We start from the raw sequence: 19685 nt of genomic DNA, 5'->3' as shown, positions 1-19685 counted from the left end.
CGTGTCCCCACCTTCACATTCCGGCCCGGACGGCTGTCCGGGCATGCTGCGGATCCACGCCGCCGCCGACGGCGGGCTGGCGCGCGTCCGGCTGCCGGGCGGGCTGCTCCGCGCCCCGCAGTTCGCCGCGCTCGCCGATGCCGCCGCCGACCTCGGCGACGGGCACCTGGAGCTCACCTCCCGCGGAAACATACAGGTCAGGGGCCTGATGGACGGTGCCGAGGCGGAACTGGGCACACGGCTGCGCGACGTCGGCCTGCTGCCGTCCGCCACCCATGAGCGGGTCCGCAACATCGCCGCGAGCGCGCTCACCGGCCGCGACCATGAGGGCCTGCTGGACGTCCGGCCGCTGGTCGCGGAGCTCGACGCCGGGCTCTGCGCCGACCCCGCGCTGGCCGGGCTGCCCGGCCGGTTCCTGTTCACGCTCGATGACGGGCGCGGGGACGTGATCGCGCTGCGCGGCGACGTCGGGCTGTACCCGGCCGGTGACGGCGGCCTCGCCCTCGTGCTGGGCGGCGCCGACAGCGGCCTGCGCGCGGACCCGCGGGACGCCGTCGCGCTGGCCCTCGACGCCGCCCGCGCGTTCCTGCGCGTCCGCACCACCGAGTGGCGGCTGACCGAGTGGCCCGACGCCGCCGACCGCCTCGCGCCGCTCCTCGGCGGGCACCGCGAGCCGCCGCTGGAGATCCCCGCGACACCGCGCCGGACACCGCTCGGGCGGCTGCCGCAGCGGGACGGCCGCGTCGCGGTCTCGGGCCTGGTGCCGCTCGGCCGCCTCGAACCCGCGCAGCTCACCGCGCTGCGCGCCGCCGGAGAGATCATTGTCACTCCCTGGCGGACCGCCGTGATACCCGACTTGACGGACGTGTCAGACTCCTTGCTGGACCGCTGGGGCCTGGTCACCGCGCCCGCCTCCGCCTGGGAGGGCCTCACCTCCTGCGCCGGGCGGCCGGGCTGCGCCAGGTCCCGCACCGACGTGCGCGCCGACGCCGCCCGTGCCCGCGCGCCGGGTGGGGGCCCGCCGGTGCACTGGTCCGGCTGCGAGCGGCGCTGCGGACACCCCGCGGACCGGCACGTCGGGGTCGTGGCCACCCCGCAGGGGTACGAGGTGCGGCTCGGCGACGAGGTCCGCGCCCGGTCCCACGACCTGACCGCGACGGCCGCCGCCGTCGCGACCACACGGAGGAGCATGTGAGCGAGTACGTCCGCGACGGCGGCGAGATCTACCGGCGGTCGTTCGCGACCATCCGGGCCGAGGCGGACCTGGCCGGGCTGCCCGCCGACGTCGCCCGGGTCGCCGTCCGCATGATCCACTCGTGCGGGATGACCGACCTGACCGGTGACCTGGCGTACGCGCCGGGCGTCGTCGCGGCGGCCCGCGCCGCGCTGCTGGACGGCCGCCCGATCCTCTGCGACGCGCAGATGGTCGCCGCCGGGGTGACGCGCAAGCGGCTGCCCGCCGCCAACGACGTCGTCTGCACGCTCGGCGACCCGCGGGTGCCCGGCCTCGCCGCCGGGCTCGGCACCACCCGCAGCGCCGCCGCGCTGGAACTGTGGCGGGACCGGCTCGCGGGCTCGGTCGTCGCGATCGGGAACGCGCCGACGGCGCTGTTCCGGCTGCTCGAGATGGTGCGGGACGGCGCGGGGGTCCCGGCCGCGGTGCTCGGCATCCCGGTCGGGTTCATCGGCGCCGCCGAGTCCAAGGAGGCGCTGGCCGGGTCCGGCCTGCCGTACCTGGTCGTGCGCGGGCGGCGCGGCGGCAGCGCCATGACCGCCGCCGCCGTCAACGCCATCGCCAGCGAGGAGGAGTGATGACCGGACACCTGTACGGCGTGGGGCTCGGCCCCGGCGACCCCGAGCTCATCACGATCAAGGCCGCGCGGCTGATCGAGGCCGCCGGCGTCGTGGTCCACCACGCCGCCCGGCACGGCCGCAGCATCGCCCGCTCGATCGCCGCCGCGCACCTGCGCCCGGGGCAGATCGAGGAGGCGCTGGTCTACCCGGTCACCACCGAGGCCACCGACGACTACCGGGGCGTGCTGGAGGAGTTCTACGAGCGGTGCGCCGAGCGGCTGGCCGCCCATCTGGACGCCGGCCGCGACGTCGTGGTGCTCTGCGAGGGCGACCCGTTCTTCTACGGCTCCTACATGCACCTGCACAAGCGCCTCGCCGGCCGGTACCCGACGACGGTGGTGCCGGGCGTGACCTCGATCAGCGGCGCCGCGGCCGAGCTCGGCCGGCCGCTGGTCGAACGCGACGAGGTCCTCACCGTCCTGCCGGGCACCCTGCCCCCGGACGTCCTGGCCGAGCGGCTCGCCGCCACCGACTCGGCGGCCGTGCTCAAGCTCGGCCGCACGTTCGGCGGGGTGCGCGAGGCGCTCGACCGGTCGGGCCGCCTGGAGGACGCCTGGTACGTCGAGCGCGCCACGACCGAGGGGCAGCGGGCGCTGCCGCTGGCGGGCGTGGACCCCGCGACCGTCCCGTACTTCTCGGTCGCGATCCTGCCCAGCCGCGTCCACGAGCGGACCCGCCGCGCCCTGCCCGCGCCCCGCGCCCCTCGCGCGGATGGGCCGGACGGGCCGGCCGGCGAGGTCGTGATCGTCGGGCTCGGCCCGGCGGGCCGCGACTGGCTGACCCCGGAGGCGCAGGACGCCCTGGCCACCGCCGACGACCTGGTCGGCTACACCACCTACCTCGGCCGGGTGCCGGCCAATCCGCGGCAGGCCCGGCACGCGTCCGACAACCGGGTCGAGTCCGAGCGCGCCGAGTTCGCCCTCGCCCTGGCGGGCCGGGGCCGCCGCGTCGCGGTGGTGTCGTCCGGCGACCCGGGCGTCTTCGCGATGGCGGCGGCGGTGCTGGAGGTCGCCGCCGAGGACCGCTGGAAGCACGTCCCGGTGCGGGTGCTGCCCGGCCTGACCGCCGCGAACGCGGTCGCGGCCCGGATCGGCGCGCCCCTCGGCCACGACTACTGCGTCCTGTCGCTCTCGGACCGGCTCAAGCCCTGGGACGCGATCGCCGGACGGCTCGCCGCCGCTGCCGCCGCCGACCTGGTCATCGCGATCTACAACCCGGCGTCCCGCAGCCGCACCCACCAGGTCGCGCTGGCCCGCGACGTGCTGCTGGAGCACCGGTCGCCGGACACCCCCGTGGTGATCGGCCGCGACGTCGGCGGTCCCGAGGAGAGCGTGCGGGTGGTACGGCTCGCCGACCTGGACGGCGCGGGCGTCGACATGCGCTGCCTGCTGCTGGTCGGCTCGTCCCAGACGCGGACGGCCGAGCGCGGCGACGGCGCGACGACCGTCTTCACGCCGCGCCGCTACCCCGCGTGAGCCAGCCAGCCGAGCGCCCCGTCCACCGAGGTGACCACGGCGGCGCCGGCCGGCAGGGGCGGCCGGTCGACCATCACCACCGGTATCCCGAGCGCGCGGGCGGCGGTGAGCTTGGCCGCCGTCATCGCGCTCCCGCTGTCCTTGGTGACCAGGACGTCCACCGAACGCCCGCGCATCAGCGCCAGCTCCTCCTCGACCGTGAACGGGCCGCGCGCCAGCACCGTCTCCATCCGCGGCGGGAACGGCGGCTCGGGCGGGTCGACCGACCGCACCAGGAACCAGCGGCGGCCGTCGCCGGCGAACGCGCCCAGGTTCTTGCGGCCGGTGGTGAGGAACACCCGCTCGCCGGGCAGGTTCGCGGCGGCGGCCTCCAGCGACGGCACCCGGCGCCAGTCGTCGCCGTCGTCGCGCGTCCAGCCGGGACGCCGCAGCACCACCAGCGGCAGCCCGGTGCGCGCCGCCGCGGCGACGGCCGAGCCGGTCATCACGGCGGCGAACGGGTGGGTCGCGTCGACCACCGCGTCGATCCGCTCGCGGGCCAGCCAGTCCGCCAGCCCGTCCGGGCCGCCGAACCCGCCGATCCGGGTGCGCCCGGCGGGCAGCGCCGGCTCGGCGACGCGGCCCGCCAGCGAGCTGATCACCTCGTACGCGGGGTCGTCCGCGAGCCGTCCGGCGAGGCGCCTGGCCTCGCCCGTGCCCCCCAGCAGCAGTACACGCGTCGTCACCCGAGCATGCTAAGCCCGTGACCGAGCTCCGCTACGGCTGGACCACCGGCGCCTGCGCGACCGCCGCGACCAAGGCCGCCCACACCGCGCTGCTGACCGGCGAGTTCCCCGACCCGGTCGAGATCACCCTGCCCAAGGGGCACCGGCCCGCGTTCGCGCTGGCCGTCGAACGGCTCGGCGACGGCGTCGCGACCGCCGGGATCGTCAAGGACGCCGGCGACGACCCCGACGTCACGCACGGCGCGCTGGTCCGCTCGACCGTCCGCCCCGGCGAGCCCGGCACCGGCGTGGTGTTCCGGGCCGGGCCCGGCGTCGGCACCGTCACCAAGCCGGGGCTGCCCTTGGACGTGGGGGAGCCCGCGATCAACCCGGTGCCCCGCCGGCTGATCCGGGAGGCCGTCGGCGATGCCGACGTGATCGTGGAGATCTCGGTGGACGGCGGCGCCGAGCTGGCCCGCCGCACCTGGAACCCGCGGCTGGGCATCCTCGGCGGCCTGTCCATCCTCGGCACCACCGGCGTCGTCGTCCCGTACTCGTGCTCGGCCTGGATCGACAGCATCCGCCGCGGCATCGACGTCGCCCGCGCCGCGGGCCGCACCCATGTGGCGGGTGCGACGGGCAGCACCTCGGAGAGGGTCGCCGCCGACCTGTACGGCCTCCCGGACGACGCCCTGCTCGACATGGGCGACTTCGCCGGCGCGGTGCTGAAGTACCTGCGCCGCCACCCGGTGCCGCGGCTCACCGTCGCGGGCGGCATCGGCAAGCTCGCCAAGCTCGCGAACGGCCACCTCGACCTGCACTCCAAGCGCTCCCAGGTCGATTTCGGCGCCCTCGCCGCGCTCGTCGAGGCCGCCGGGGGCGGCGAGACCACCGAGCGCGTCCGCGCCGCCAACACCGCGCTCGACGCCCTCCGGATCTGCCAGCAGGACGGCCTCCCGCTCGGCGACCTCGTCGCCGGGCGGGCCCGCGCCACCGCCCTGGACACCCTGCGAGGCGCCCCTATCGAGGTCGACGTCATCGTCATCGACCGGGCGGGAACGATCGTCGGCCGCGCCGGGTGAGGCCGGGGCTCAGTCGCGGCAGCGCGCCGACGAGTACAGGTGGCTGTCGGTGAACCCCGCAGCGGTGAGCACCGCGCCCACGATGATGACCGCGGTGCGTTCGATGCCCGCCTCGCGGGCCTTTGCGGCGATGTCAGCGAGGGTGCCGCGCAGGACGATCTCGTCGGGGCGGCTGGCGTAGGCGACGACCGCGGCGGGGCAGTCGGCGCCGTAGCCGGGGACCAGCTCGTCCACCACGGCCTCGATCCGCTGCACCGCGAGGTGCAGCACCATCGTGGCACGGCTGCGCCCGAGGGTAGCCAGGTCCTCGCCCGGCGGCATTGGTGTCGCGCGCGCCGACGTACGGGTCAGGACGACCGTCTGGGCGACCTCGGGGACGGTCAGCTCGCGGCCCAGCGACGCGGCGGCGGCGGCGAACGCGGGGACGCCCGGCGTGACCCGGTACGGCACCCCGGCCGCGTCCAGGCGCCGCATCTGCTCGGCCATCGCGCTGAAGACCGACGGGTCGCCCGAGTGGAGGCGCGCGACGTCCTGGCCGTTCGCGTGCGCGGTGACCATCTCGGCCACGATGTCGTCCAGCACCATCCTCGCGGTGTCGACCAGCCGCGCGCCCGGCGGGCACCAGTCCAGCAGCTCGCGCGGGACCAGGCTGCCGGCGTACAGGCAGACGGGCGACGCCGCGACCAGCTCCCGGCCGCGCACCGTGATCAGGTCGGCGGCGCCCGGCCCGGCGCCGATGAAGTGCACCGTCACCGGGTCACCGTCCACTGCGTCACCGGCATCATCGCCCTCCAACCCGTGAAACCCCCGACCGGCGCGGCCCGGTTGACCGCGACGCGGGTCAGCTCGCCGCCGAACCGCCCGTACGCCTCCGCGACCGCGCGCTCGGACTCTACGGTGACCGCGTTGACCACCAGCCGCCCGCCCGGCCGCAGCGCGTCCCGGCAGGCCGCGACCATGCCGGGCGCGGTGACCCCGCCGCCGATGAAGATCGCGTCGGGGGCCTCCAGCCCGGCCAGCGCCGCCGGGGCCCGCCCGGCGACCACCCGCAGGCCGGGGACGCCGAGGGCGGCGGCGTTGGCGCCGATCCGCGCGGCCCGGTCGGCCCGGTCCTCGACGGCGATCGCGCGGCAGGCGCGGTGCGCGCGCATCCACTCGATCCCGATGCTGCCCGCGCCCGCCCCCACGTCCCACAGCAGCTCGCCGGGACGCGGCGCGAGGCGGGCGAGGGTGATCGCGCGGATCTCCCGCTTGGTGAGCTGCCCGTCATGGTCGTAGGTCTCGTCCGGCAGACCGGGGACCACCTGCGGGCCCCCGGCGCCGCGGCAGTGCACGGCGACGATGTTCAGCGGGGCGGCGGGTTCGCGGAGGGGGCCGACCCGCTCGTCCGGCGCGCCGAGGTTCTCCAGCAGGGTCAGGTCGCAGCCGCGCTCCCGGACGAGCGCCGCGACCTGGGCGGGCGTCCCGGCGTCGGCGCTGAGGACCAGGATCCGGCGGCCCGGCGCCAGCGCGGCGTTCAACGCGGCGAGCGGACGGCCCACGGCGCTGACCACCTCGACCTCCTCCACCGGCCAGCCGAGCCGCGCGCAGGCCAGCGAGACCGACGACGGGTGCGGCAGGACCCGGACCCGCTCCGGGCCGAGCAGCCGGACCAGCGTCGTCCCGACGCCGTAGAACATCGGGTCGCCGCTGGCCAGCACCGCGACGCGGCGTCCCCGGTGCTCCTCGAGGAGGCCGGGGAGCGCGGGCAGCATGGGCGAGGGCCAGGCGACCCGCTCGCGCGGCCCGGGCAGGTCGGGGACCAGGTCGAGCTGGCGCCGCCCGCCCATGATCACCTCGGCGGACGCGAGCGCGTCCCGCGCCGCGCCCGCGAGGCCCGCCCAGCCGTCCGCGCCGATCCCGACGACGGTGACCTCAGACATGGCCGAGGACCCGGCCGATCGCGACCTCGATGACGACCCGCCGCGGGTTGGCGCGCGGCGGCTTGTAGCGCTCGGTGTAGCGGAGCTCGGCGTCCGCCACCGACGCCGGGTCCGCCCGGACGACCGCGCGGCCCTCCAGCGTCGCCCAGCGGCGGCCGTCGACCTGGGTGATCGCGACGGGCAGCCCGTCCGGCCCCGCCCGCTCGACGTGCCGGGCCTTCGCCGACCCGGCGGACGTGATCACCCGGGCCAGCCCGGCCGCGGCGTCCAGTGTCGCGCCCACCGGCACCACGTGCGGCGTGCCGTCCGGCCGGAGCGTGGCCAGCGTGCACACGTGCCGCTCCCGCCAGAACGCCTGGAGCCGCTCGTCGTCCAGCTCCAGCCGGTGCCGTGTCCCCTGCTGCATCTCGTCCCCTCGTCCGCCCGACCAGCAGGATCCCAGACGGCCCCCGGCCCGCGTCACGCGCGGGGTGCGGCGTCCGCCACACCCGGCGTCCGCCACACCCGGTGTCCGCCACACCCCGCGCGCCTCAGGGGTGGGACGGTGCCGTCCGCCGCTCGGCGAGGGCCGCGCAGAGGCGGGGGACGGCGGTGCCGATCGGCTCGCGGATGATCTCGGTGGCCAGGTCGTCGTACGGGGTCTCGTCGCGGTTGACGATGACCAGGGTCGCCCCGCCCTCGACCGCCGCCGCGCACAGCCCGGCCGCCGGCTCGACCTTCAGCGAGCTGCCGATGGCCAGGAAGAGCTGCGAGGCGCGCGCGACCCCGGCCGCGAGCGACAGCACGGCCTCGTCCAGGTACTGCCCGAACAGCACGATGGACGGCTGGATCATCCCGCCGCAGTGCACGCAGGCCGGGTCGTCCTCGCCCGCCGCCACCCGGGCGAGGACGGCGGAGGTCGGGGATTCGGCGCGGCATTCCAGGCAGGACGAGGTGCCCATGGCGCCGTGCAGCTCCACGACCTTGCGCGGCGTCGTGCCCGCCTTCTGGTGAAGCCCGTCGACGTTCTGGGTGAGGATCCGGAGCGCCGTCCCGGACCTCTCCAGGTCGGCGAGGGCGCGGTGGGCGGCGTTGGGCCGGGCGTCCTCACGGTGCAGCTCCGCGATGGAGCGCCAGAACCGGCGCCGGACGCCGGGGTCGCCGAGGAAGTTCTCGCGGGTGAAGAGCCCGACGAGTTCGGGATCCCGGGTCCAGACCCCGGACGGGCCGCGGTAGTCGGGGATGCCGGAGTCGGTGGAGATCCCCGCGCCGGTCAGCACGGCGACCCGCGAGACCCCCGGGATCCACTCGGGAACGTGTGCGGTCATGCACGAGAAGGTAGAGGTCATCTTCTCGGCGAACTACTGATTTTTCCGGCAATGGAGGAATATGATTAGTTAGTCGAAGTAACTACTTTCCCCGGGAGGGACCGTGCGGACCACGCACTACCCGTGGGTGGCGCTGAGCAACACGACGCTGGGCATGCTGCTGGCCACCGTCAACTCCTCGATCGTGATCATCTCGCTGCCGGCCATCTTCCGGGGCATCCACCTGAACCCCCTGGAACCGGGCAACGTCAGCTACCTGCTGTGGATCCTGATGGGCTACATGCTGGTCTCCGCGGTGCTGGTGGTGACGCTCGGGCGGCTCGGCGACATGTTCGGCCGGGTCCGGATGTACAACGCCGGATTCGCGGTGTTCACGGTCGGCACCGTGCTGCTGGCGCTCGACCCGTTCAAGGGCGCCGCCGGGGCGCTCTGGCTGATCGGCTGGCGGGTCTTCCAGGGCATCGGCGGGGCGATGCTGATGGCCAACTCCGCCGCGATCCTCACCGACGCGTTCCCCTCCGACCGGCGCGGCATGGCCATGGGCGTCAACCAGGTGGCCGGCATCGCGGGCAGCTTCCTCGGCCTGGTCGCCGGCGGGCTGCTCAGCGAGGTGAGCTGGCGGCTGGTGTTCTGGGCCTCGGTGCCCATCGGGCTGGCCGGGACGATCTGGGCCTACCGCAGCCTGATCGAGACCTCCGTGCGCGCGGTCGCCGCCCGGATCGACTGGCTCGGCAACATCACCTTCGCGGTCGGCCTCACCTCGCTGCTGGCCGCGATCAGCTACGGGATCCAGCCGTACGGCGGGCACGACATGGGCTGGACCAGCCCCCTGGTGCTCGGCGGGATCATCGGCGGGATCGCCGTGCTGGCGCTGTTCTGCCTCATCGAGACCAGGGTGGAGCAGCCGATGTTCCACCTCGGCCTGTTCCGCGTCCGCGCGTTCGCGGCCGGCAACGCGGCCGGGCTGCTCGCCGCCATCGCGCGCGGCGGGATGCAGTTCATGCTGATCATCTGGTTGCAGGGCATCTGGCTGCCGCTGCACGGCTACGACTTCGAGGAGACCCCGCTCTGGGCGGGCATCTACCTGCTCCCGCTCACCCTCGGCTTCCTGATCGCCGGGCCGGTCTCGGGCCACCTGTCCGACCGCTACGGCGCCCGCGCGTTCGCCTCGGGCGGGCTGACCCTGTCCGCGCTGGCGTTCCTCGGGCTGCTGCTGGTGCCGACCGACTTCGACTACTGGGCGTTCGCCCTGCTGATCTTCCTGAACGGGGTCGGATCGGGCCTGTTCGCCGCGCCCAACACCACCGCCATCATGAACTCGGTCCCCGCCCGGCAGCGCGGCGTCGCGTCCGGGATGCGGGCCACCTTCATGAACGCGGGCATGGTGCTGTCGATCGGCGTGTTCTTCTCGCTGATGATCGCCGGGCTGTCCAAGAGCCTGCCCGGCACCCTCGCCGGGGGCCTCACCCAACACGGAGTCCCCGCCGGCGTCGCCGCCCACGTCGCAGGGATGCCGCCGGTCGGGACCCTGTTCGCCGCCTTCCTCGGCTACAACCCGATCGAGAACCTGCTCGCGCCCTTCGGCGCGCTTGCCGGGCTGGCGCCGGGCGACGCGGCGACCCTCACCGGCCGCTCCTACTTCCCGCACCTGATCGCGGGCCCCTTCCACCACGGCCTGGTCATCGTGTTCAGCCTGGCGATCGCGATGTCGCTGGTCGCCGCGCTGGCCTCCCTGCTGCGCGGACGCCGCTACGTCCACGACGAGGCCGCCGAGGACCGGGAGGTCCCGCTGGAGGACGCAGCCTCCGAACGGCGCTGACCGCCCGCGGGCGCGTCCGGTGGGGCAGTCTGGTCACGAGGCCCGGTTGTGCATCCGACGACGGGAGAGCGCCGAATGAGCTCCGTCCGGTACGACTACAGCGGCGAGCGGGTGGTGGTGACCGGCGCGGCCGGGCTGATCGGCCGCGCGCTGGTCGCCCGCTTCGCCGGGGCCGGCGCCCGCGTGCTCGCCGTGGACCGCGACACCGGGGGCCTGGAGGTCTTCGGGGACGCGCCGAACGTGACCACCCTCTCCGGCGACCTGGCCCGCGAGGACGTCGCCGACGCCGTCTTCGCCCGGCTCGACCGGCTGGACGTGCTGGTCAACAACGCCGCGATCACCGGGCTGCGGACCCCGCTGATCGACCTGGAGGCCGGCGACTGGGACGCGGTGATCGCGGCGAACCTGCGCTCGGCCTACCTGCTGTCGGTGCGCGCCGCCCGGCACTGGCGGGACGCCGGCCGGGGCGGGGTGATCATCAGCCTGTCCTCGCCGGGCGGCTCCCGCGCGCACGACGACCAGAGCGTCTACGACGTGACCAAGGCCGGGATCGAGGCGCTCAGCCGCGCCATCGCGGTGGAGCTCGGCGGGCTCGGCATCCGCGCCAACTGCCTGGCCCCCGCCAGCGTCGTCGGTGACGTCCGCCCCGCCACCGACCTCCCCTCGGGCCGCACCACCGCCCCCGAGGAGGTCGCGGACGCCGCCCTCTTCCTGGCCTCCCCGGCCGCCGCGCAGCTCAACGGCCACGTTCTGCACATCGACGGCGGCCTGCACGCCCGCCTGCGCACCGACCCGTCCCAGGAACAGCGGCACGACGTGTGATGGAGGAGGACGAGGCGAAGCCGGCCGCCGCACGAATCTGATCGGCTGACGGCCCTGGAGCGCGTGCCGGATACACTGGGTTCATGCGCACGCCCCGGATCTCCTAGCTCGGACACACGCCTCCACGCAACCCGTGTGTCCTTGAGTCCTTCCGGAGCGTCACCAAATGATTACCCTTCGCGGGGTCGACGTGCGCGTCGCCGCCCGCCCCCTGCTGTCCGGCGTCACCGCCCACATCGCCCCCGGCGACCGCATCGGCCTGGTCGGCCGCAATGGCGCGGGCAAGACCACCCTGCTGAAGATCCTCGCCGGGCACGCGCGGCCCGCCGCCGGCACCATCGCCCGGACCGGCCCGGTCGGCTACCTCCCGCAGGACCCCGCGGCGGCGGACCCCGCCGTCACCGTCACCGGCCGCATCCTGTCCGCCCGCGGGCTGGACGAGACCGTCCGGGCGCTGCGCGCGGCCGAGACCGCGATGGCCGAGGCCACCGGCCCGGTGGGCCAGGGCCGGGCGATGGACCGGTACGCCCGTGCCGAGGCCGAGTTCCAGGCCCGCGGCGGGTACGCCGCCGAGGCGGAGGCCGCCAGGATCGCCGCGGGCCTCGGGCTGCCCGACCGGGTGATGGCGGGGCCGATCGGCGTCCTGTCCGGCGGGCAGCGGCGCCGGGTCGAGCTGGCGCGGGTCCTGTTCGGCGAGCGGGGCACGCTGCTGCTGGACGAGCCCACCAACCACCTGGACGGCGACTCGGTGGCCTGGCTGCGCGGGTTCCTGGCAGGCCATCCCGGCGGCCTGGTGGTGATCAGCCATGACACCGGGCTGCTGGAGGACGTAGTCAACCGGGTGTGGCGGGTCGACGCGGACCGGACGGCGGTCGAGGTGCACAACACCGGATGGAGCACCTACCTCGCCGACCGCGCGGCCGGGGAGCGGCGCGACGACCGCCGGCGGGCCGCCGCCGAGCGCAAGGCCGCCGCGCTGCGGAGCCAGGCCGACAAGATGCGGGGGAGCGTCGCGACCGCCACCCGGGCCAAGGACATGGCCCGGCGCGCCGACCGGATGCTCGACGGGCTCGGCCCCGCCCGCCGGGCCGAGAAGGTCGCCCGCATCCGGCTGCCCGAGCCGGCGCCGTGCGGCCGGACGCCGCTGGGCGCGGTGAGCCTGGCCAAGTCCTACGGGACGCTGCCGGTCCTCACCGGGGTGGACCTGGCCGTGGACCGGGGCGCGCGGCTGGCCGTGCTCGGCTTGAACGGCGCGGGCAAGACCACGTTGCTGCGCGTCCTCGCCGGACGGGAACGTCCCGATTCGGGACGCGTCGTGCACGGCCACGGGCTGCGGCTGGGCTACTTCGCCCAGGAGCACGACACCCTGGACCCAGGCCGCACCGTCGGGCAGAACCTGATGGACGCGGCGCCGCACCTGACCAGCGGCGAGGCTCGGACCATCCTCGGCTCGTTCCTGTTCGGCGGGGACGACGCGGACAAGCCCGCCGCCGTCCTGTCCGGCGGCGAGAAGACCCGGCTCGCGCTCGCCGGACTGGTCGCCTCCAGCGCGAACGTGCTGCTGCTGGACGAGCCCACCAACAACCTCGACCCCGCCTCCCGCGACGAGGTGCTCGCGGCGGTCGGCGCGTACCGGGGGGCCGTGGTGATGGTCACCCACGACCAGGACGCGATCGAGGCGCTGCTGCCCGACCGCGTCCTGATCCTGCCCGACGGGGTCGAGGACCTCTGGAGCCCCGACTACGCCGATCTTGTGACCCTCGCCTGAGCGCCGGGTCAGCCGCTCGGGACGGGACAGGGCGAGGAGGTGGGGGAGGGGGTGGGCGTGGGGGCCGGTGAGGCGGTACGGGAGCGGGACCCGGAGCTCGGGCCGGGACTGCGGCGCGGACTGGAGCCGGAGCTGGAGCCGGAGCTGGAGCCGGGGCGGCGCGGTGTGGCGGCCGGGCCGTCCCGGCGGGTGTTGTGCCGCTTCATGACGGTCTGGAGATCGGGGTGGCCGTCGGTGCCGTCGGCGTCGGTGAGGGCGGGGCAGGCCCAGCCGCTCTGGCGCCCCCAGGAGTAGCTGATGTCGAAGGCGGGAGAGGGGGCGAAGCGGTCCCAGCGGTCGAGCATGGACTGGAGCTGCCGGGCGGCGGGCAGGCGCCAGGTCCTGTCGCCGTCGGCGCACGCCTGCCCGAACGTCTGGAACACCGGGACGATCATGCGCCGGGGGAACCCGGCCCGGTCCGCCTGCTCCACCATGGTGTCGATCGCGTCCAGATCGCAGGCCCCGCCGCCGGCGCGGCAGGGGTAGGGGTCCAGCCCGATCAGGTCCAGGTGGGTCGCCGACGGCTTGAGCGGCCCCATCGGCCAGTCGGTCAGCGACGCGAACGCCTTCTGGTCCGGGGCGTGCTCGTGGACGATGTCGGCGCGGGCCCGGATCCTGCCGGCGATCCCCGGGCACTCGTCGGGGTTCGGCTCGTCGGAGAGGTACCAGCCGTAGACGCGCGGGTTGCCCGCGAGGCGCTTGACGGTCTCGGTGAAGTCACCGGTCCCGGCGATCTGGAAGTCGCCGCAGGTGGTGTTGCCGACCCACAGCATGGCCATGGCGCCCTCGGGCAGCGCGTTGACGGCGTCCTCGTCCGGGTCGACGTCGAACAGGTCGTAGCCGAGCGCGGCGGCCTTCGCGCGGTCGCCGTCCGGCATGTTCAGGGCGAGGTGCCTGGGGCCGCCGGTGAGCGCGGCGGCGGGGCGGCGGGAGGAGGCGTCGCCGGCCGAGGGGGCGACGAGGTATCCGGTGAGGGCTCCGCCCAGTGCGGCCACCGCTGCCACGGCGGCGAGATGCGTTTTCATGCGGTCTCCCGACATCGTTGATGTGGCATGAGGTGGTGTGCCCCGAGAGGACCGGGTTCAGCGCGATGCGGCGGAGTCCGGCGGTGCCGCATGCGGCCACTTGTCAACGGGCCGCCCGCGGATAGGATGATGACGTTGACGTCAACGTCAATCAGCAGGTGGGAGACGGTGTGAGCGGGATCTTGGTGGCCAACCGCGGGGAGATCGCGATCCGTGTGATCCGCGCGGCGAACGAGCTGGGCGTCCGGACCGTCGCGGTGCACGCGCGCGACGACGCGGCCTCGCTGCACACCCGGCGGGCCGACGAGGCCCGGGAGCTGCCCGGCGAGGGCGTGGCCGCCTACCTCGACGGCGAGGCGATCATCGCCGCGGCGCGGGAGTCCGGCTGCACCGCCGTCCACCCCGGCTACGGCTTCCTCAGCGAGAACGCGGCGTTCGCGCGGCGCTGCGCCGACGCGGGCCTCACCTTCATCGGCCCGCGGCCCGAGGTGCTGGAGCTGTTCGGCGACAAGGCCCGCGCCCGCGCGCTCGCGCGGAGCCTGGAGGTCCCGGTCATGCCCGGCACCACGGGGCCGACCGGCCTGGACGAGGCCCGCGCGTTCGCGGCCGAGCACGGCGCGGTGATGCTGAAGGCCCTCGCGGGCGGCGGCGGGCGCGGCATGCGGACGGTGCTCGACCCGGCCGGGCTGGACGAGGCGTACGAGCGGTGCCGGTCCGAGGCGCTCCAGGCGTTCGGCGACGGCGCGCTCTACGTCGAGCGGCTGCTCCCGGCCGCGCGGCACATCGAGGTGCAGGTCGTCGGCGACGGCACCGGGGCCGTCCGGCACCTGTGGGAACGCGATTGCAGCATCCAGCGCCGCCACCAGAAGCTGATCGAGGTCGCGCCGAGCCCGTCGCTGGACGGGGCGCTGCGCGACCGGATCCTCGACGCGGCGCTCCGGCTCGCGGGCGAGGTGCGGTACGGGAGCCTCGGCACGTTCGAGTTCCTGGTCGCGGGCTCGGGCTTCTGGTTCATCGAGGCCAACCCGCGGCTCCAGGTGGAGCACACCGTCACCGAGGAGGTCACCGGGGTCGACCTGGTGCGGGCGCAGATCCGGCTGGCGTCCGGCGCCTCCCTCGCCGAGGCCGGCCTCGACCGCACGCCGCCGGTGCGCGGGTACGCGCTGCAAGTGCGGGTCAACCTGGAGACCCTCGCCGAGGACGGCTCGCCGCGTCCCGGCGCCGGGACGATCACCGCGTTCGGCCCGCCGTCCGGGCCGGGCGTGCGGGTCGACACCTACGGGTACGCGGGCTACCCGGCGAGCCCGCGCTACGACTCGCTGCTCGCCAAGGTCATCACCCAGGCCGCCGACTTCGCCGGCGCGACCGCGAAGGCGTACGCGGCGCTCGGCGAGTTCCAGGTGGAGGGCGTCCCGACCAACATCGCGCTGTTGCAGGGCGTCCTCGGGCACCCCGACTTCGCGACCGGCCGATGGGACACGACGTTCATCGCCGACCACCTGGCCGAACTGCTCGGCGGCGCCCACCGGCGGCTGTACTTCGACGCGGCCGTGAACGGCCCGGCCGGCGCCGCCGAACCCGTGGCGGAGGCGCCAGAGGGATCCGTGGCCGTGACCGCGCCGATGCAGGGCATGGTGGTGAGCCTGGCCGCCGCCGAGGGCGACCATGTCGCGGCGGGCGCCCCGCTGCTGGTGCTCGAGGCGATGAAGATGGAGCACGTCGTCCGGGCGCCGGAGGCCATGGTGGTCGGGGCCGTGCTCGCGGGCAAGGGCCGGCTCGTCGACGACGGCGCGCTGCTGGTGTTCGGCGAGCCCGCGGGCGCCCCGGACGCGCCTGCCGCCCCGGACGCCGCCGCCGGGGCGGGCGATGCCGAGCGCGACGCGGACTGGTCCGCCGAGGTCGCCGAGATCCGCCGCCGGCACGGGCTGGCCCGCGAGATGGGCGGCCCGGTGAAGGTGGCGCGGCAGCACGCCGCCGGACGGCTCACCGTCCGGGAGCGGATCGCGGCCCTCGCCGACCCCGGCAGCTTCGCCGAGATCGGGGCGCTCACCGGCTTCGCCGACTACGGCGGCGACGGCGCACCGTCCTCGCTGCTGCCCGCGAACTTCGTCGCCGGGACGGCCCGGATCGACGGCCGCAAGGTGGTGCTCGGCGCCGACGACTTCACCGTCCGCGGCGGCTCCGGCGACGCCGCGATCCACGAGAAGCAGATCTACTCCGAGCGGCTCGCCCGCGAGATGCGGCTCCCGCTCGTCCGGCTGCTCGACGGCGCGAGCGGCGGCGGCAGCGTCAAGATGGCGCAGGAGGCCGGCTTCACCTACGTGCCGGTCAACCCCGGCTGGGACGCGGTGGTCGACAACCTCTCGCTCGTCCCGGTCGTGGCGGCCTGCCTCGGCCCGACCGTCGGGCTCGGCGCCGCGCGGCTGGTGATGTCGCACCTGGCGGTCATGGTGGAGGGCGTCGGCCAGCTCTTCACCGCGGGCCCGCCGGTGGTGCGCGGCGGCACCGGCGAGGACCTCACCAAGGAGGAGCTCGGCGGCGCCGGGGTGCACCGCGGCAACGGCACGATCGAGCGGTTCGTCCGCACCGAGGACGAGGCGTTCGACGTCGTCCGCCGCTTCCTGTCCTACCTACCGGGCAGCGCGTTCGAGCTCCCGCCGGTCGTCCCGGGGACCGATCCGGCCGGCCGCCGCGACGAGGCCCTGCTGGCCGCGGTCCCGCGCGACCGGCGCCGCCCGTACCGGATCGGCCCCGTCCTCGACGCGATCTTCGACGCGGGCTCGGTGTTCCGGTACGCCGAGTACGGCGCCGGCACCGTCACCGCGCTGGCCAGGCTCGACGGGCACCCGGTCGGGGTCATCGCCGCCGATCCGTTCAAGGGCGCCACGATGTCGGTGGAGGGCGCGCAGGCGATCACCCGGCTGGCCGATCTGTGCACCACCTTCCACCTGCCGCTGGTCAGCCTGACCGACCAGGCCGGGATGACGATCGGGCTGGCCGCCGAGCGCCGCGCCACCATCCGGCACGGCGCCCGCGCGATCAGCGCCGTCTACCAGGCGCCCGTCCCGCAGGCCGAGCTGATCCTGCGCCGCGTGTACGGGGTCGGCGGCGCGGGCATCGTCGACCGGCACCGGTCCGGCCGCAGCTGGGCCTGGCCGTCGGGCGACTGGGGCTCGCTGCCCGTCCAGGGCGGCGTGGAGGCCGCCTTCCGCGCCCAGCTCCAGGACGCCGCCGACCCGGAGGCGGAGATCGAGCGGATCCGCCGCGAGTTGGCGGCCGTCGCGTCCCCGTTCCGCACCGCCGAGCGGTTCGGCGTGCAGGACCTGATCGACCCGCGCGACAGCCGCCCGCTGCTGTGCGACTGGGTGCGCGACGCCTACCGCGTGCTCCCCGAGCTGACCGGCCGCCCGTCGTTTGGCACCCGTCCCTGAACCCGTGAGGAGAGCTCTGATGAGCCAGGACCTGGTCGCGGCGCTGGCCGCCGATGGGGAGATCGTCACCGAGCGGCTGGACCACTGGGCCGCCACCGCGGGCGACCGCCCGTTCTTCCACTACGGCGAGGACGGGGTGACGCTGACGTTCGCCGAGTTCGGCCGGCGCACCGACGCGATCGCGGGGAACCTGGCCGCGCAGGGCGTCGGCAAGGGCGGCCGGGTCAGCGTGTTCTGCCTGAACCCGCTGGTCAGCGCGCTGGTGATGTTCGGCGCGTGGAAGGCCGGCGCGCTCTACTGCCCGATCAACTTCGGCTACGCCGGACGGCTCCTGTCGTACCAGCTCGACGACACCGGGCCGCTGCTGGTCGTCACCGAACCCGCGCTGCTGCCCGCGCTGAACGAGGTGGCGGGCGGGCTCGCCGAGCCCCCTGCGGTGGTTGTCTACGACGCCCCGCCCGGCGCGCACGACCACGCCGCCGAGCGCGAGCCGGCGCATCCCGCGCTGCGCGAGGTGCCGTGGGCCGCGCTGACCGCCGACGCGCCGCGCCCGCGGGTGACCGTGGCCTACGACGACCCGGCGAACGTCATCTACACCTCCGGCACGACCGGTCCGGCCAAGGGCGTCGTCCAGCCGTTCCGGTGGCTCGCGCAGTACACCTTCAACCTGCGGCTGCCCGTCACCGGCGCGGACGTCATCTACAACGACCTGCCGATGTACCACGTGGGCGGCGCGATCGCCAACGTCGCGCGGGCCGCGTGGGCGGGCTGCGAGGTCGCGGTCTGGAACCGGTTCAGCCCGACCGACTTCTGGCGGCGGGTCGAGTCGCGCGGCGTGACCACCGCGATCCTGCTGGACGTGATGATCCCGTGGCTGATGAAGGCGCCCGAGGACCCCGGCGACCGCCGCAACACCCTCAACAAGGTGCACATGCAGCCGCTGCCGGCGCACCATGCCGAGGCCGCGCGGCGCTTCGGGTTCGACTTCGTGACCGCCGGCTTCGGGCAGACCGAGTCCGGCGCGCCGCTCGCGGTGGTGATCGAGGAGACCGCGCCGGGCGAGGGCACCCCGCCGGGCCTCTACCGGGGCCGCACCCACGAGGAGATCGCCGAGCTGACCGCCGCGCACGGCGTCCCGTTCCTGGCCGGCGGCGAGGCCGGGCGCAAGGGGCTGATGGGCCGTCCCAGCCCGTTCGTCGAGGCGGCCGTCCTCAACGAGCGCGACGAGGAGTGCGCCGACGAGGAGCCCGGCCATCTGGCGCTGCGTCCGCGGCTGCCCGCGCTGTTCCTGAACGAGTACCTCGGCAAGCCCGAGGCGACCGTCCAGGCGTTCCGCAACCTGTGGTTCCACACCGGCGACGCCGCCGTCCGCGACGCCGACGGGCTGTTCTACTTCGTCGACCGCCTCGGCGACCGGATCCGGGTGCGCGGCGAGAACCTGTCGTCCTTCCAGGTCGAGGACATGATCAACCAGCACCCCGGGGTGCGGTACTGCGCGGTCTTCGCGATCCGCAGCGGCGAGGGCGACGAGGACGACGTGGTCGCCTACGTCGTCCCGGACGAGGACGGCGGGCTGACCGAGGACGGCGTGCACGCCTTCGCCGCCGCGACCATGCCCAAGTACATGCGGCCCCGGCACGTGCGGATCGTCGCCGACATCCCGCGCACCCCGACGAACAAGATCGAGAAGTACAAGCTCCGGGCACGCATCCTCGGCGAGTTGACCGGCGGCGCCGGGACCGCCGGAGCGGCGGGCCGGTGACCTCGGAGCGGGCCCCCTGGGCGGCGGCGCGCAGCTCCCGCGAGGGCCGGGAGCACGAGACGCGCTCGCTGCTGGTCCGCTCCGCCGGGCGGGTGTTCGCGCGGCGCGGCCACGCGCGGACCACCATCGCCGGCATCACCGCCGAGGCGAAGGTCGCCCGCGCGACGTTCTACGTCTACTTCGCCTCGAAGGAGGAGGTGTTCCGCGCGGTCGCGCTCGGCGTGCGGGACGCGTTCCTCGCCGCGCACGAGATCCCTGGCGTCGACGAGGACGACCCGTACGGGCTGGCCCGGGAGTCCAGCGCCCGGTTCCTGGCCGCGTACGCCGCCAACCTGGAACTGCTGACGGTGATCGAGCACCAGGCCCTCGTCGATCCCGAGATCCGCGCGGTGTGGCGGGAGATCCAGGAAAGGCCGCTCCGCCGCACCGCCCGCTACATCGAGCGGATCACCGCGCAGGGGCTCGCCGACCCGGCCGCGCCGCCGCGCGTCCTCGCCGAGGCCACCTATGGGATCTTCGCCCGGTTCGCCCGCACGGTGCCCGCCGACCCCGCCGGCCGCGAGCGCCTGGTCGACGAACTCACCGCGATCTATCTGCGCCTTCTCGGGGTTCCCCCGGCCGGCTGAGACCGTCCCGCCTCCTCCCTGCGGCCGTCGCGCGAGTGGACCGACCCGG

The 19685-nt window shown here is 75.4% G+C and carries 16 protein-coding genes; 10 read left to right on the top strand and 6 right to left on the bottom strand.

Going from position 1 to position 19685, the window contains the following annotated elements; all coding sequences use genetic code 11:
- Position 1 precedes the first annotated feature (1 nt).
- From QP090_RS19320 to QP090_RS19310, 3 genes are read left to right on the top strand one after another with little or no spacing between them, the layout of a single operon-like run.
- Positions 2 to 1195: a ferredoxin-like domain-containing protein gene (locus QP090_RS19320; protein WP_285940411.1), complete on the top strand. Its 1194-nt coding sequence runs from the start codon at positions 2 to 4 to the stop codon at positions 1193 to 1195.
- Positions 1192 to 1812, top strand: a complete 621-nt coding sequence (locus QP090_RS19315; RefSeq protein ID WP_285940410.1) for a precorrin-8X methylmutase — start codon at positions 1192 to 1194, stop codon at positions 1810 to 1812. Before QP090_RS19320 ends, QP090_RS19315 begins: the two co-directional genes overlap by 4 nt.
- Positions 1812 to 3329, top strand: a complete 1518-nt coding sequence (locus QP090_RS19310; RefSeq protein ID WP_285940409.1) for a precorrin-2 C(20)-methyltransferase — start codon at positions 1812 to 1814, stop codon at positions 3327 to 3329. The genes QP090_RS19315 and QP090_RS19310 overlap by 1 nt, the downstream gene beginning before the upstream one ends.
- Here QP090_RS19310 and QP090_RS19305 read toward each other — a convergent pair.
- Positions 3317 to 4054, bottom strand: a complete 738-nt coding sequence (locus QP090_RS19305) for a cobalt-precorrin-6A reductase (RefSeq protein ID WP_285940407.1) — start codon at positions 4052 to 4054, stop codon at positions 3317 to 3319. The genes QP090_RS19310 and QP090_RS19305 overlap by 13 nt on opposite strands.
- Positions 4055 to 4071: 17 nt before the next feature.
- Here QP090_RS19305 and QP090_RS19300 point away from each other — a divergent pair, with 17 nt between their 5' ends.
- Positions 4072 to 5115, top strand: a complete 1044-nt coding sequence (locus QP090_RS19300; protein WP_285940405.1) for a cobalt-precorrin-5B (C(1))-methyltransferase — start codon at positions 4072 to 4074, stop codon at positions 5113 to 5115.
- Positions 5116 to 5124: 9 nt separating this feature from the next.
- Here QP090_RS19300 and cobM read toward each other — a convergent pair whose 3' ends face one another.
- The 4 genes from cobM to QP090_RS19280 form a co-directional block, all read right to left on the bottom strand.
- Positions 5125 to 5868 carry a precorrin-4 C(11)-methyltransferase gene (gene cobM, locus QP090_RS19295; protein WP_285940403.1) on the bottom strand — a complete coding sequence of 248 codons (744 nt, stop codon included), beginning with the start codon at positions 5866 to 5868 and terminating at the stop codon, positions 5125 to 5127.
- Positions 5865 to 7037, bottom strand: coding sequence for a precorrin-6y C5,15-methyltransferase (decarboxylating) subunit CbiE (cbiE, locus tag QP090_RS19290; protein ID WP_285940401.1), 1173 nt, complete (start codon positions 7035 to 7037; stop codon positions 5865 to 5867). Before cbiE ends, cobM begins: the two co-directional genes overlap by 4 nt.
- Complete coding sequence (locus QP090_RS19285) at positions 7030 to 7443, bottom strand: TIGR03618 family F420-dependent PPOX class oxidoreductase (RefSeq protein WP_285940399.1); 414 nt, start codon at positions 7441 to 7443, stop codon at positions 7030 to 7032. The genes cbiE and QP090_RS19285 overlap by 8 nt, the downstream gene beginning before the upstream one ends.
- Before the next feature lie 124 nt (positions 7444 to 7567).
- Positions 7568 to 8344 (bottom strand): SIR2 family NAD-dependent protein deacylase, encoded by a 777-nt coding sequence (locus QP090_RS19280; protein WP_285940397.1) that lies wholly within the window; start codon positions 8342 to 8344, stop codon positions 7568 to 7570.
- Between the two features lie 103 nt (positions 8345 to 8447).
- Here QP090_RS19280 and QP090_RS19275 point away from each other — a divergent pair, with 103 nt between their 5' ends.
- The 3 genes from QP090_RS19275 to QP090_RS19265 all read left to right on the top strand — a co-directional run bounded on the left by QP090_RS19275 (position 8448) and on the right by QP090_RS19265 (position 12753).
- On the top strand, positions 8448 to 10163 hold the full coding sequence (locus QP090_RS19275) for an MFS transporter (protein WP_285940395.1): 1716 nt from the start codon (positions 8448 to 8450) through the stop codon (positions 10161 to 10163).
- Between the two features lie 75 nt (positions 10164 to 10238).
- Positions 10239 to 10985, top strand: a complete 747-nt coding sequence (locus tag QP090_RS19270) for an SDR family NAD(P)-dependent oxidoreductase (protein WP_285940393.1) — start codon at positions 10239 to 10241, stop codon at positions 10983 to 10985.
- 166 nt (positions 10986 to 11151) lie between these two features.
- Positions 11152 to 12753 carry an ABC-F family ATP-binding cassette domain-containing protein gene (locus tag QP090_RS19265; protein ID WP_285940391.1) on the top strand — a complete coding sequence of 534 codons (1602 nt, stop codon included), beginning with the start codon at positions 11152 to 11154 and terminating at the stop codon, positions 12751 to 12753.
- A gap of 8 nt (positions 12754 to 12761) precedes the next feature.
- Here the strand turns inward: QP090_RS19265 and QP090_RS19260 are convergent, their stop codons facing one another.
- The gene (locus tag QP090_RS19260; protein WP_285940389.1) at positions 12762 to 13817 is read right to left on the bottom strand and encodes a hypothetical protein; all 1056 of its coding nucleotides are present in this window, start codon (positions 13815 to 13817) and stop codon (positions 12762 to 12764) included.
- Between the two features lie 170 nt (positions 13818 to 13987).
- Between QP090_RS19260 and QP090_RS19255 the strand changes: the two genes are divergently transcribed.
- The 3 genes from QP090_RS19255 to QP090_RS19245 are packed head-to-tail and all read left to right on the top strand — an operon-like array spanning position 13988 to position 19636.
- Positions 13988 to 17248 (top strand): carboxyl transferase domain-containing protein, encoded by a 3261-nt coding sequence (locus QP090_RS19255; RefSeq protein ID WP_285940387.1) that lies wholly within the window; start codon positions 13988 to 13990, stop codon positions 17246 to 17248.
- Positions 17249 to 17267: 19 nt separating this feature from the next.
- The gene (locus tag QP090_RS19250; protein ID WP_285940386.1) at positions 17268 to 19010 is read left to right on the top strand and encodes an AMP-binding protein; all 1743 of its coding nucleotides are present in this window, start codon (positions 17268 to 17270) and stop codon (positions 19008 to 19010) included.
- Positions 19007 to 19636: a TetR/AcrR family transcriptional regulator gene (locus QP090_RS19245; protein ID WP_285940385.1), complete on the top strand. Its 630-nt coding sequence runs from the start codon at positions 19007 to 19009 to the stop codon at positions 19634 to 19636. Before QP090_RS19250 ends, QP090_RS19245 begins: the two co-directional genes overlap by 4 nt.
- Positions 19637 to 19685 lie beyond the last annotated feature (49 nt).

This window comes from Actinomadura xylanilytica (assembly GCF_030283145.1).
GTDB classification, from domain to species: Bacteria; Actinomycetota; Actinomycetes; order Streptosporangiales; family Streptosporangiaceae; genus Spirillospora; species Spirillospora xylanilytica.
The sequence above is the reverse complement of the archived record's forward strand: the minus strand, read 5'-3'. Positions and strand labels throughout refer to the sequence as shown.